This is a genomic window from Faecalibacillus sp. MSK20_93, assembly GCF_020589945.1.
GTDB classification, from domain to species: domain Bacteria; phylum Bacillota_I; class Bacilli_A; order Erysipelotrichales; family Coprobacillaceae; genus Faecalibacillus; species Faecalibacillus intestinalis.
Genome location: NZ_JAJDKA010000022.1, coordinates 14,116 through 26,609 on the forward strand (window position 1 = coordinate 14,116; position 12,494 = coordinate 26,609).

Below are 12,494 nucleotides of genomic sequence, written 5' to 3' on the forward strand. Positions count from 1 at the left end.
ATAATGATACTTCCGTACAGCCTTAGTCCGTGTGATGATGTAGCACCGCTGGCAAAGGGTACGGCTGGATGAGAACCATGCAGGGGTGAGATTCCCATGAGCTTTAGCGAAAGCTGTTCGGTTTGCTTCAAAGAAAATAACAGGAGGTTGTTATCTTATGGAAAATACAAAGAATCCTGACCCTGAAATGATACGAGAATACCAGATAGGAAACACCTGCTATGTGGTAAAATCCCGCTCAAAAGAACAGGCGCAGGAAGACGCAGTAACGAAAGTAAAAAGGCTTATCCGCAATGATTTGAAACAATAATTTTAAGATAAAATAAGGCAGACAGGAAACAGAAAATGCGGTACAATAAAGTTGTAAAAGCATTGTCTGTTTGACTGTCGGATAGGAGGTACTTATGTTACAGCAGTCAAACAGCACTATCACTTCCATTTATCCGATGGGAAATCAAACAGAGGAATTAACCGCATTATACTGTCGGCTTTCACAAGACGATAAACAGGAGGGTGATTCAAACAGTATTATTAACCAGAAAAAAATCCTGAAGCGTTATGCAATCGAGCACGGGTATCAGCCTTATGTGTTTTTTGTAGATGATGGATTTTCTGGTACAAACTTCAACAGACCGGATTTTCAAAGAATGATTGCAGAGGTCGAAGCAGGAAGAATCAAACGCGTTATAGTCAAGGATATGTCAAGACTTGGACGTGATTATTTGCAAGTGGGAATGTACACAGAAATTATGTTCCCGAACATGGATGTCCATTTTATTGCTGTCAATGATGGCGTGGATAGTCATGTGGGAGATAATGAATTTACCCCATTTCGTAACATAATCAACGAATGGTACGCAAAGGACACCAGCAAAAAAATACGTGCAGTCAAGCGTTCTAAAAGAATGGCAGGTGAACATATCGGTTCTCACGCTCCTTATGGCTACATGAAGAATCCAGACAATAAAAAGGAATGGCTTATAGATGAAGAAGCCGCCGAAGTAGTTCGGGAAATCTTCCGTTTATGTGTCAATGGTTACGGACCGACACGAATTGCCAATATTCTAACGGAAAGAAAAATTCTTTGCCCTACTTATTATGCGCTAGAGCATGGGGAAAAGCCACGAACCGTTCTTCCACCTGACAAGTATCTGTGGAGCGCAACTGTGGTATCTCATATCTTAGAAAGAATGGACTATTTAGGACATACTGTGAATTTTAAGACCCATGTTAAGTCTTATAAAAATCGCAAAAAAATTGATAACAGTCCTGAACAATGGAAGATTTTTGAGAATACCCATGAAGCAATCATTGACAAGGAAACCTTTGAGATTGTACAGAAAATCCGTTCTGGAAAACGCCGCCCTACCAAAATGGGGGATATGCCTATGTTCTCTGGTTTGCTCTACTGTGCAGATTGCGGAAGCAAAATGACATTTCATAGGCAAATGGCACAGAGCGCAGAGAAACATAATTTTGTATGCAGCAATTACCGGCACAATTCAAAATCATGTACTATGCACTATATTCGTAATGTAGTAGTCGAACAAATTGTGTTGGAAAACCTGAAAGAAGTTATCCGCTATGTATCAGATTATGAAGATGAATTTGTTCAGATGGTCATGGACACGGATATGCGGCAAAGAAATAAAGAACTGTCGCAAAAGAAAAAACGGCTTACAGAAATCCATTCCCGTATTCAAGAGTTGGACAAAATTTTTCAACGGATTTATGAAGACAATATTAGTGGAAAACTTTCAGATGAGCGCTTTATGAAACTTTCAAAAGGATATGAGGAAGAACAACATACTTTGCAGGAAGAACAGACTTTCTTAGAGAAAGAATTACAGAAAGAAGAAAAACAATCTGTGGATGTAAAGCAATTTCTTTCAGTAGTCCGCAAGTACACTAACCTTACAGAACTCACACCAGAAATTGTGCATGAGTTTATCGACAAAATTATTGTCCATGCTCCTGATAAGAGCAGCGGTAAACGTTTACAGGAAATTGAAATTATCTATAACCATATCGGAGTATTCGACCATTCAAAGGTCATTTTGTGGAAAGGAAAAGCGGTATAGTACATAACATACTATACCGCAAAACCTAAATCTTAAAAACATCCTTACCAAACCCTCACATTATCAGGGGATGATGGTTATCCTTATTCAGTACCGATGAATTTTGTTTATGAAGATGGAAAAATCTATTTTCATGGTGCTAAAGAAGGACATAAAATAGATGCTATTAGGAATAATCCGAAAGTATCAATGAGTATTATTGATCAAGAAGATGTCATTGAAGAAGAATTAACAACCTATTTTAGAAGTGTCATTCTTTTTGGGAAAGCAAGAATCTTACAAGAAGATGATGAAATCTATCATGCGATTGAAACATTAGGTTTGAAATATAATGAAGATGAAGTTACTGTTGAAAAAGAAATACAGAGAGAATGGAAAGCTCTTTGTTGCATAGAAATTACTATTGAACATATTTCAGGAAAACAAGCAATTGAACTTGTTAATAAAAACTATCAAGATCTGTTTTAGATTCTTGATAGTTTTTTTGTAAGGACATTGTCCTTATTTTTTTAATGTCTTAATAGTATCAATCAGTTCAACATCTAAAGAAGAAAGATAATTGTAGGCTTGTTGGTAGATATCGTCTTTTAAAAGGGCATCAGGGCTATGGGCATCAAAACCAATGATGGCTTTATTTTGATATTTACTAGCAATTTTCCAAAAAGATTCATTAGGATAATGTCTACCAGACATAAACCCTAAAAGATTAAATTCTAAAGGCATATCTTTTTCTTTAGCATAAGCACATAAACGTGACATTTCTTCTTGATAAAGTTTTGAATCTTTATCATAGTAAACAAGATCAGGATGAGCTATATAACTATAAAGACCTGTATCGATTGCTTTAATACAATGATCTACATAAGCTTTTAAATAGTATTCATTGACAGGACTTCCAAAGTATTGGTGAAGTTCATCTGTTTCATAGTAATGATTTCCTAAAATAATGTAATCAATTTGTTTATCTTTTAACATCTTTTCAAGCCAAGGCATATATCTTTCAAAATATTCACATTCTAATCCAATTAAAATAGAAATTTGATCTTTATATTTTTCTTTAAGATAACGAATGCTTTCAATATAATCATCTAATTGACTTTCAGGCATACGCATTGTTGCTTTAAAAGAAGAATCATAATGCCAAGGTGTATGATCAGAAAATCCTAATTCTTTGATGCCAGCTTTAATAGCTGCTTTTACATATTCTTCATCTTTTCCACTAGCGTGATAGCATCTCGTGGTATGGGTATGATAATTATTTTTATTCATGGTTTCACCTCGAAAATATTATAATACAAAATTATGATGTAATAAAATTTATTTTTGTACTTAATCTTAAATAAAAATAAAAAAAGGTTAACATTTAATATGGAAATTTTCTTAATGTGTAGAATATTATGAACCTAGTGTGTAATTGCTTACAATTTAAAGTGATGATAAGATTTAAGTGTCAAAAAAATAATGTACATAGATTTTGACGGGAGACTTAAACTGGACGCAGTTTAGCAGATAAAAAGAGAGGAGTATACATGTTTTTTAATGAAAAGATTGCACAATTTCACATTTTAGCTAGTTCGGCTGAAGAAGTGATTGAAATAGCTGCAAATGAGTTATATCAAAGAGGAGTAGTGAAAAAGAATTTTCTAGAAAATGTATTAAAAAGAGAAAATGAATTTCCTACAGGATTGAATACGGGAAAATATTGTGTAGCTATCCCTCATACAGATTCAGATTATGTAAATAGATCACAAATAGAATTTGTCTCATTAAAAGAGCCGGTGTATTTTAAAAATATGGCAAATAATGATGAGAAAATTCCAGTCACATTGGTGTTTATGATTGCTATGTCTGCCCCTCACGAACAAGCAGAAACATTGACAAAATTAATGGAAATGTTTAGTGATCAAGTGCTTATGAAAGAATTAGATGAATGTGATAATATTGAAACATTTAAAAATATATTACAAAGAAAAAATATTAAATAGTTAAGGAGAAATAAATATGATTGCGGATGCAGTAACTTGGTTTATTGGTTTAGGCTCAGTTGTGTTTATTCCTATTATTATTATCATTTTAGGATTAATCGTAAGAGTTAAACCTTCAAAAGCTATTATAGCAGGTATTACAGTAGGAATTGGTTTTATAGGTTTAAATATGGTTACAGGTTTTTTACAAGAGGTATTAGGACCTGCAATTAAACTTATGGTAAAAAATTATGGTTTGACATTAAGTATTATGGATTTGGGTAGTGGAACAGCAGGACCATTAAGCTTTTCTACAACATTAGGAGTATTGATTATTCCTGTAGCATTTATTTTAAATTTAATTTTAGTTTGGACAGGAATTACAAAAACATTAAATGTAGATGTTTGGAATTTATGGCAACCAGCATTAATTGGTGTTATGGTTTGGGGCATTACAGGTAATTATGTATATGGTGCAATTGCAATGATTCCAGGGTTTTTATTACAGTTGCTACTTGCGGATTTATCACAACCGTTATTAAGTAAATTCTTTAATTTCCCAGGAATTGCGATTACGCATTTAATGGCATTGTCTGGTATGGTTTTAGCAGTACCTCTAAATTGGCTTTTTGATAGAATTCCTGGATTAAAAGATTTAGATGTTGATCCAGAAACAATTCAAGAAAAATTTGGATTAATTGGTGATCCTATTATTATTGGGTTTGTAATTGGTGTAGTAATTGGTTTATTAGCTAGTTATGATTTTGGTGGATTCATGACATTAGGGGTTCAAATGGCAGCGGTATTAAAAATTCTTCCAAAAATGGTTGGAATGTTTATGGAAGGTTTAACTCCAATTGCTGAAGGAACTCAAGAATTTTGTAAAAAATATTTACATGGTAAAGTTGTTAATATTGGAATGGATGCAGCATTAACAGTTGGAAACTCAGCAGTTATGGCAACAGCACTATTATTAATTCCAGTAACACTCTTTATTTCAGTAGTATTACCAGGAAATAAAATCTTACCTTTTGGCGATTTACCAACATTAGTATTTGCATTATCTTGTATGGTAGCAGCATTTAAAGGAAATATTTTAAGATCAGTTATTGGATGTGGAATTTATTCTGCATCAATGCTTTATTTAGCAACATGGTTAGCTCCTGCATTAACTAAAGCTTATCAATTAGCACAATATAGTGTTGGATCAAGTGGACTGGTATCTTATGTTTCAGCAGGATTATGGCCAAATGCATTAATGGTATTTATTGGACAAGTATTTTCACTTCCAGGAATTTTAATTATTACAGTTGTTATTTTAGGATTATTATTCTATGTAAATAAGATAAAAAAATTTAATGCATAAAATAATTGCGTGAAAGGATAAATATTATGAAAAAATTACTTATTATGTGTGGAGCGGGTCATGCTACTTCAACAGTTGTAAGAACAAAAGTTAACAGATGGTTAAAAGAAGAAGGATTAGAAAATCAAGTGGAAATTAAACAATCAGCTGTTGGACAAGAATTAGAATCTATAAAAAATGGAGAATATGATATTGTACTATCAACAACACAAGTTCCAGATGATATTAAGGATAAAGTAATTATGGGCGTACAATTATTAACTGGATTTGGTGCTGAAGCGGTGTATGTATCTTTAAAGGAGAAAATTTTAAAATGAAATTTTTGCATGAACAACTTAAATTAAAAACAGTTTCAAATAGACCGTCATATCATAATATAACAAGTGATGTTAAAAAAATATTTGAAAAAAGTCAAATAAATAACGGTGTTGTTATTGTTTCTTCACCTCATACAACTTGTTCAGTATATTTTGATGAATATATGCATGATGTAAATTACTATGGGGATGATTTATTACAAGTAGATTTAAATGAAGTATTAGAAAAGATTATACCGACACAAACAACCGAAGGACAATATCATAGCCCTGGACCAGAACATATTAAATATGGAATGGCAAAAACAGATCCTAATTATCCTGCTTTAGAGTGGACAATGTTGAATACAGATGGTCATTTGCGCTCTGATTTGCTAGGAGCAAGTGAAAGTTTTATTGTTAGAGATGGTAAACTTTTAATTGGTGAAGTAGGTTCAATTTATTTTGTGGATTTTGATCAGACAAGAGAAAGAAATAGAATGTGCAATATTATGGTAATGGGGGAATAAACAATGTTAGAAAAAGATATTCAGTTTGTTATTGATGCTGAAAGTGAAGAATTAAAAAAACTTTCTCATTATTTAGATTATAGAAGTGTTGAAACATTAATTGAAAAAATAAAGGATAATGAAGGAAATATATTTGTTTCTGGTTGTGGTACATCAGCAATGGCTGCAAAAAAAATTGTACATACATTTCAAGTGATAAATCAAAAAGCATTTTATGTGAATCCTTCGGATGCAGTACATGGAGGATTAGGTGTTGTAGATAAAAATGATATTTTCATTGTTATTTCAAAAGGTGGTAATACGAATGAGCTTGTGTCTTTTGTAGGAAATGTTAAAAGTAAAGGTGCTTATTTGGTTTATGTTGGGGAAAATGAAAGTTCAAGTATTTGTAAAGTTGCAGATTTATTTTTAAAGGTTAAAATTGAAAAAGAACCAGATGCTTATAATATGTTAGCAACAGCGAGTACATTAGCGGTTATTTCGTTGTTTGATGCTATTGCTATTTATCTTGAAAAAAACACTTCATTTTCACAAGAGGTATTTTTAGTCAATCATCCTAGTGGAGAAGTTGGTGATCGATTGAATAAAAATGTTGGTAAATAGTTAGAAAGTAAAATATTAATTATATTAACATAGAGGAGGCAAATATGAAAACGAGACAACTAAAAATATTAAATTATTTGTTAGTACAGGATGATTATGTTCCTGCTCAAATATTGGCAGATAAGTTTGATGTTACTCCTAAAACAATTTATATTGATATTAATGTATTACGAGATGAGTTGAAATCCTATAATTTAGAAATAGATAAAAGGCCTTATCGTGGAATAAAAGTTATTGGTAAAAAACAAGATATCAATAAAGCATTAGAAAAAGCTAATACTTTAAAAGAAATTGAAACAGACAATAAATTTGACATAGATGTTCGTAGAAGAAATCTATTTATTAATATTATTGTAAAAGGAAAAGGTGTTTCACTTCAAAATATTGCTGAAGAATACTATGTTAGTAAAACGGCTATTTTAAATGATTTAGATTATCTTACAAAAAGTTATTTAAAACAACAGATAAAAAAATTATTGCTGTAGGTTCAGAATTTAATATTCAATCTGCAGCAATAGATTATTTATTAAATACAATTACGTTCCATAAAGTTCCATTTGTAGATTTTTTTGGAAATGATTTGTATGATTTAATCTTAGAGGTGTTTAATGATATAATTTCATTTAATAATATTCAAATAACTGATTATTATAAAAATGCTTTCACTGTTACTTTACTTGTATTTATCTATAGAAATAAACATGGTTATCATATAGGTGACGAAGAATATATTAATACAGACGGAATGTTGTTTATTTCAGATTATCCATTTGTACAAAGAATTATTGAATACTTAGAAGAAAAGGCGGATATTCATTTAACAGGTGAAGATAAAATAATTCTTACTAAGTATTTAGCATCGTATAGAATGACAAAGATAGATGTTGATAAAAGCAAATACCATCTGCTTATAAATGAAATAATTAATCGATTAGAAAAAACAGAAAATATAGTAATATCTAATAGAGATGAATTAGAAAAACAATTATATCAACATATTCCTGCAATGATTATGAGATTAAAAAATGGTGTTAATATTGTTAATCCTATTTTATGTGAGATAAAAACAAGATATCTACCTTTATTTACAGTTTCATGGTATGTTTTATCAATTATTGAAAGTACATTTGACTGTATTTTAACAGATGATGAAGTTTCTTTTATTACTATATATTTTCAAATTGCTATTAATAAATCTGCAGTATCTCATAAAATTCTAGTTATTTGTCCATATGGAATAGCATCATCAAAATATATCGTTAATAGATTACGATCTGTCCTTCCTAAATATGATGATATTCAATCCTGCAGTTTAAGTAATTTGAAACAGATTAATATGAATAATGTAGATCTTATAATTAGTACAACTAGTGAATATTTTAATTCACAAATACCAGTTGTAAAAGTAAGTCCATTTTTAGATAATATAGATTATGCAAATATTTTTGATGTATATGCAAAAAATGTTTTTATTAAAACTCCAAGGCTTAATGAAACAATAAAAAGTAATAAAATAAAACTATCTACTTTGAAAAAATATATTAAACCAAAATATCTATTTTTTAAATCTGCATTAAATTCAAAAAAAGAATGTATGGATTTTATGATTGATATATTACAACAAAATAAAGCAGTTAAAAGTGGATTTAGAGAATCTGTATATAAAAGAGAAGAACTAGGTGATACAGTTTTAGAAAATAGTGTTGCATTACTGCATGGGGACCCGGCAACTGTTATTAATACAAGTATTATTATAATGACCCTAACAAATCCTATTAAATGGGGAAATAATTATGTTGATATGATAGTGATGTTAGCTGTTCCTAATAATATGGAGTCTGAATTTAATCAAATTGTTTTGGAAATATATGATCTTGTATCGAATAAGAATATTATAAATGAAATTAAAAAAATAGCGAATAGAGCTGATTTTATAAATTCATTAAAAGAATAACGATGTAGAGATTGAGAAAAAGGAGAAATAATATGGTTAAAGTTGCACCTTCTCTTCTTTCAGCAAATTTTACATGCTTGAAAGATGATATAGAAAAAATTGAAAATGGAAAAGCTGATTGGCTTCACTATGATGTTATGGACGGACATTTTGTTCCGAATATTTCTTTTGGATATAGTATTTTAGAAGATGTTTCTAAAGTGACAAATTTATTTTTAGATGTTCATTTAATGATCAGTGAACCTCAAAAGTATGTCAATGAATTTATTAAAAGTGGAGCAAACCTTATTGTTTTCCACATTGAAGCAATGGACAATAAAGAAGACACTTTAGTACTTATTCATCATATTAAAGAAAATGGTGTCCGAGTAGGAATAAGTATTAAACCAAATACACCAGTTGATACAATCCAAGATTATTTATCTTTATTAGATGTCGTTTTAGTCATGTCTGTTGAACCTGGATTTGGTGGGCAATCCTTTAAAGAAATTGCTTTAGCCAAAATTAAAGATTTAGATACTAGAAGAAAAGAAAATAATGATCGCTACTTAATTGAAGTAGATGGTGGAATCAACGAAACAACAGGAAAAAAATGTAAAGATGCAGGTGTTGATGTATTAGTTGCTGGAAGTTATATATTTAATAGTGATGATTATGCACAAAGGATTGCTTCTTTAAAATGAAAGCAGAATTAGCAAGAAAAAATAATACATGTATATTATTTTATAAAGAATCTTATATAAATAAAAAACTGTAAAGAATACTCATAAATAAAATATGAGTATCTTTACAGTTTTTATATTATAATCCAAGTTTTGCTTTCATAGCAGCTAATTCATCTTCAACAGAAGCGTCACTACCGTTTGATGTATACTTATCAGCAAGAGTAGAAGCAGCACTTGTATGTGCATTTAATTCAGCTTCTGCGGTAGCTGCATCAAGCATTTTTTCTGCTTTCTTTTCATAGCGTTCAAATGATTCCATAGAAGATTTTGCTTTATCTCCACCAGAAACAATTTTATTAATATGTTCTTGAGCTTTAGCAGAAGCAACTGTTGCTTTAATAGCATCTCTTCTTGCTTCTAATGTTTCGATATCGTTTACTAATTTATCATGCATTTGACGCATTTTATCAGCATTGGCATGAGTGAGTTCTTGTGTTTTTTTGTATGAAACAAGATTGCTTTCATATTGTTGTTTTTTAGCAATCAATGTTCTTGCATCATCTTCATTACCTGCTTTTAATGCGTTTTGTGCAGCAGCTGTATATTTAGTGATCTCTTCTTCACATTCTTTAACTTGTCGATCAGCACTTTTAGCATCAGCAATAATGTTTGCTGTTTCTTTTTTGACTTCAGCAAGATCTTCTCTTAAATCTCTTAATGTTTGATCAATCATTTTAGCTGGATCTTCACATTTGTCTAATAAGGCATTAATATTGCTTTTCATAATATCAGTAAATCTTGTTAAAATTCCCATAATTATTCTTTCCCTTCTTCATTTAAGTATTTATCTCTTAAATCATCAGATTTATCAAGAGGTGTTTTTAAAATTTCAATTGTTTCTTTTGCTTTTTCTTTATCACGTTTGAATTTCATACGTAAAATATAAATAATTCCACCGATAACAATGACAATACCTACAATAATACAAATAATTTTAATGATATCTTTAGAGGTTGTTGATTTTTTCATAATTGTTTTAGCTGTTGAATCGAATGTTTTTGTAAAAACATCTACAGTCGATAATGAACTATCTGTCCAATAACGATCTATGTAATTCCAAAAAATATCAATAGCTTCACTATCCATTACCGATGTGACTTGTTTACCATTGACATAAGCCATATAGCCTATTTCATTAGAGTTCTGTTCCTCAAAGTAAACAAATAAGAAGGTATCTTCATTATCGATGTTTTCTGAATACCATGTTTGAGCATATTCATCTTTTTGATTATCACTTGTTAGGCTTTCATCATAACTTTTTAAATAAATATAAGGTTGAATTCCTGTTTTATTGTAGAAGTTTTTAAGATTTTTAGAAAGCTTTGATTGATTTTCGATATAGCCTAGTTCATCTTTAATACAGTTATTATCATAAGCAACTGGATTTTCTATTTTTTCTCGATTAATAGTCGAAGTAACATCACTATGATCATTACTTATCATAAAAAAGCTAAAAATAATGATTGCAAAAATAATAATACAGGCAATTAATGTTCCTAAGCTACTCGATGAGTGTGTATAAGTATTTCTACGATAACCATAATAACCTCTTCTCGGTGGTCTTGGTGGTGGGGGTTCATGGTGATAGCCACCTCCAAAAGATGGTCCTCTATTAAATGAAGAACCTCCTGTTGGTCTCCTTGATGAACTTCCAACATGGTGTCCGCCACCTACACGACCACTTGAATGTCCTCCAGATGAACGATGACCTCCTCCACTAGTTCCAGGTCTTGGCATACTTTCACCTCTCTTTCTTTATTGAGTTTTATTATAAATATTATACATGAATCTTTTTAGAAAAGATATATTATAAAGATTTTAGTTCAATAAATGATAAAAAGAATAAATATAAAAAAGTATGTAATATTTATTGACATATAGGTTAGCCTATGCTAACATATAGTTGTGGTTAGCGAGGGATAACCCACAGAAAGGTTGAAGAGCTATGAAAAAGAAATTCAAGCGCAGCTTGATGGCTCTTGCTTTACAAATTAGTGTCATCGTTGCTGCAATACTATTCGTTTAATTGTCTTATGATTATTTAACTTAAATTAGCCAAATTCCTTTTTCCTATCATAAGATTATTAAGGGAAGCAAAAGTTTGGTAAGATCACTTACCTTTTTTTGTTTATAAAATAAAAACTCTTCCTAGGAAGAGTTATTTTTGTTTCATGTGTTCTTTGATTTTATTCATTGTTTCAGTAGAAATAACATGTTCAATACGGCATGCATCATTAACAGCGGTATCGTGGCAAACACCAATGCTTTCAAAAAATGAAGATAATGTGTCATGACGATCATAAATTGTGTTTGCTACTTCGGCACCTTTATCAGTTAATTCGATATAACCTTTACTATCTACGATAATATATTCATCTTTTTTTAATAAACCAATAGCACGAGAAACACTCGGTTTGGAATAATTAAGTTCTCTTGCAATATCAATAGAACGAACATCTTTATTCTTTTTCGATAAGACGAGAATCGTTTCTAAATACATTTCTCCTGATTCTTGTAAATTCATGCGCATCACCTCTTACTGTATTATATCATATTTTAACCGAGATAAGCAATGAATAAGCACGTTGTAAATTGTTGAAAGAGGGTTGACATCTATTTTAAAATGAAGTATATTCTATTTGAAGTTAGAGAAGTCTAACTATATTTTATGTCTTATAGTTAGCAAATACTAATCAAATTAGCATAACCTAATGTGGTTAGCGAGGACAAATTCTTGAGGAGGTAAGTATGATGCCGTTAACAATGTTAAACATAGGAGAAACCGGTGAAATCAAAAGAATTGGTGGTAACGAAGAAACAAGAAGATTTTTAAATAATCTTGGTTTTGTTGTTGGTGCTGAAGTTGCTGTTGTTTCGGCAATCGGGGGAAATGTGATTGTTAATATCAAGGATTCTCGCGTTGCTATTAATGAAGATATGGCAAAACGTATCATGGTGTAGAAAAGGGGGAAGTG

The 12,494-nt window shown here is 30.6% G+C and carries 15 protein-coding genes and 1 pseudogene; 12 read left to right on the top strand and 4 right to left on the bottom strand.

The window, feature by feature from the left end; all coding sequences use genetic code 11:
- Positions 1 to 157 precede the first annotated feature (157 nt).
- From LJD34_RS08005 to LJD34_RS08015, 3 genes and pseudogenes are all read left to right on the top strand, one after another.
- Entirely contained in the window at positions 158 to 310 is a 153-nt protein-coding gene (locus LJD34_RS08005; RefSeq protein WP_077715702.1) for a transposon-encoded TnpW family protein, read from the top strand.
- Between the two features lie 94 nt (positions 311 to 404).
- Positions 405 to 2,081, top strand: a complete 1,677-nt coding sequence (locus LJD34_RS08010; protein WP_227359587.1) for a DUF4368 domain-containing protein — start codon at positions 405 to 407, stop codon at positions 2,079 to 2,081.
- Positions 2,082 to 2,138: 57 nt separating this feature from the next.
- A pseudogene (locus LJD34_RS08015) lies at positions 2,139 to 2,549 on the top strand (pyridoxamine 5'-phosphate oxidase family protein); the annotation flags it as partial.
- 33 nt (positions 2,550 to 2,582) lie between these two features.
- Here LJD34_RS08015 and LJD34_RS08020 read toward each other — a convergent pair.
- Entirely contained in the window at positions 2,583 to 3,350 is a 768-nt protein-coding gene (locus LJD34_RS08020; protein ID WP_195933306.1) for a histidinol-phosphatase, read from the bottom strand.
- Positions 3,351 to 3,610: 260 nt separating this feature from the next.
- Between LJD34_RS08020 and LJD34_RS08025 the strand changes: the two genes are divergently transcribed.
- The 8 genes from LJD34_RS08025 to rpe all read left to right on the top strand — a co-directional run bounded on the left by LJD34_RS08025 (position 3,611) and on the right by rpe (position 9,477).
- Entirely contained in the window at positions 3,611 to 4,066 is a 456-nt protein-coding gene (locus LJD34_RS08025; protein WP_117347595.1) for a PTS sugar transporter subunit IIA, read from the top strand.
- A 16-nt stretch (positions 4,067 to 4,082) separates the two neighbouring features.
- On the top strand, positions 4,083 to 5,411 hold the full coding sequence (locus LJD34_RS08030; protein WP_227359589.1) for a PTS galactitol transporter subunit IIC: 1,329 nt from the start codon (positions 4,083 to 4,085) through the stop codon (positions 5,409 to 5,411).
- 26 nt (positions 5,412 to 5,437) lie between these two features.
- On the top strand, positions 5,438 to 5,728 hold the full coding sequence (locus LJD34_RS08035; RefSeq protein WP_117347593.1) for a PTS sugar transporter subunit IIB: 291 nt from the start codon (positions 5,438 to 5,440) through the stop codon (positions 5,726 to 5,728).
- The gene (locus LJD34_RS08040; protein WP_117347592.1) at positions 5,725 to 6,237 is read left to right on the top strand and encodes a YjbQ family protein; all 513 of its coding nucleotides are present in this window, start codon (positions 5,725 to 5,727) and stop codon (positions 6,235 to 6,237) included. Before LJD34_RS08035 ends, LJD34_RS08040 begins: the two co-directional genes overlap by 4 nt.
- Positions 6,238 to 6,240: 3 nt before the next feature.
- Positions 6,241 to 6,840: a KpsF/GutQ family sugar-phosphate isomerase gene (locus tag LJD34_RS08045; RefSeq protein WP_147580780.1), complete on the top strand. Its 600-nt coding sequence runs from the start codon at positions 6,241 to 6,243 to the stop codon at positions 6,838 to 6,840.
- Between the two features lie 44 nt (positions 6,841 to 6,884).
- Positions 6,885 to 7,325 (top strand): HTH domain-containing protein, encoded by a 441-nt coding sequence (locus LJD34_RS08050; protein WP_227359590.1) that lies wholly within the window; start codon positions 6,885 to 6,887, stop codon positions 7,323 to 7,325.
- A 95-nt stretch (positions 7,326 to 7,420) separates the two neighbouring features.
- A complete protein-coding gene (locus tag LJD34_RS08055; protein WP_227359591.1) occupies positions 7,421 to 8,794 on the top strand; it encodes a BglG family transcription antiterminator in 1,374 nt (457 codons plus the stop codon).
- A 32-nt stretch (positions 8,795 to 8,826) separates the two neighbouring features.
- On the top strand, positions 8,827 to 9,477 hold the full coding sequence (rpe, locus tag LJD34_RS08060) for a ribulose-phosphate 3-epimerase (RefSeq protein WP_117347589.1): 651 nt from the start codon (positions 8,827 to 8,829) through the stop codon (positions 9,475 to 9,477).
- A gap of 118 nt (positions 9,478 to 9,595) precedes the next feature.
- On the opposite strand, the gene LJD34_RS08065 is transcribed toward rpe, so the two are convergent.
- The 3 genes from LJD34_RS08065 to LJD34_RS08075 all read right to left on the bottom strand — a co-directional run bounded on the left by LJD34_RS08065 (position 9,596) and on the right by LJD34_RS08075 (position 12,043).
- A complete protein-coding gene (locus LJD34_RS08065; RefSeq protein ID WP_195933307.1) occupies positions 9,596 to 10,273 on the bottom strand; it encodes a PspA/IM30 family protein in 678 nt (225 codons plus the stop codon).
- 2 nt (positions 10,274 to 10,275) lie between these two features.
- On the bottom strand, positions 10,276 to 11,256 hold the full coding sequence (locus LJD34_RS08070; RefSeq protein WP_227359592.1) for a hypothetical protein: 981 nt from the start codon (positions 11,254 to 11,256) through the stop codon (positions 10,276 to 10,278).
- Between the two features lie 421 nt (positions 11,257 to 11,677).
- Positions 11,678 to 12,043: a metal-dependent transcriptional regulator gene (locus tag LJD34_RS08075; RefSeq protein ID WP_119362602.1), complete on the bottom strand. Its 366-nt coding sequence runs from the start codon at positions 12,041 to 12,043 to the stop codon at positions 11,678 to 11,680.
- A gap of 224 nt (positions 12,044 to 12,267) precedes the next feature.
- On the opposite strand from LJD34_RS08075, the gene LJD34_RS08080 reads away from it, so the two are divergent.
- Positions 12,268 to 12,480, top strand: a complete 213-nt coding sequence (locus LJD34_RS08080; RefSeq protein WP_227359593.1) for a FeoA family protein — start codon at positions 12,268 to 12,270, stop codon at positions 12,478 to 12,480.
- Positions 12,481 to 12,494 lie beyond the last annotated feature (14 nt).

Bases quoted from the DNA above. Each gene is read 5' to 3' on its own strand.
- LJD34_RS08005 (WP_077715702.1), top strand. From the start codon at position 158: ATGGAAAATACAAAGAATCCTGACCCTGAAATGATACGAGAATACCAG.
- LJD34_RS08010 (WP_227359587.1), top strand. From the start codon at position 405: ATGTTACAGCAGTCAAACAGCACTATCACTTCCATTTATCCGATGGGA.
- LJD34_RS08020 (WP_195933306.1), bottom strand. From the start codon at position 3,350: ATGAATAAAAATAATTATCATACCCATACCACGAGATGCTATCACGCT.
- LJD34_RS08025 (WP_117347595.1), top strand. From the start codon at position 3,611: ATGTTTTTTAATGAAAAGATTGCACAATTTCACATTTTAGCTAGTTCG.
- LJD34_RS08030 (WP_227359589.1), top strand. From the start codon at position 4,083: ATGATTGCGGATGCAGTAACTTGGTTTATTGGTTTAGGCTCAGTTGTG.
- LJD34_RS08035 (WP_117347593.1), top strand. From the start codon at position 5,438: ATGAAAAAATTACTTATTATGTGTGGAGCGGGTCATGCTACTTCAACA.
- LJD34_RS08040 (WP_117347592.1), top strand. From the start codon at position 5,725: ATGAAATTTTTGCATGAACAACTTAAATTAAAAACAGTTTCAAATAGA.
- LJD34_RS08045 (WP_147580780.1), top strand. From the start codon at position 6,241: ATGTTAGAAAAAGATATTCAGTTTGTTATTGATGCTGAAAGTGAAGAA.
- LJD34_RS08050 (WP_227359590.1), top strand. From the start codon at position 6,885: ATGAAAACGAGACAACTAAAAATATTAAATTATTTGTTAGTACAGGAT.
- rpe (WP_117347589.1), top strand. From the start codon at position 8,827: ATGGTTAAAGTTGCACCTTCTCTTCTTTCAGCAAATTTTACATGCTTG.
- LJD34_RS08065 (WP_195933307.1), bottom strand. From the start codon at position 10,273: ATGGGAATTTTAACAAGATTTACTGATATTATGAAAAGCAATATTAAT.
- LJD34_RS08070 (WP_227359592.1), bottom strand. From the start codon at position 11,256: ATGCCAAGACCTGGAACTAGTGGAGGAGGTCATCGTTCATCTGGAGGA.
- LJD34_RS08075 (WP_119362602.1), bottom strand. From the start codon at position 12,043: ATGAATTTACAAGAATCAGGAGAAATGTATTTAGAAACGATTCTCGTC.
- LJD34_RS08080 (WP_227359593.1), top strand. From the start codon at position 12,268: ATGATGCCGTTAACAATGTTAAACATAGGAGAAACCGGTGAAATCAAA.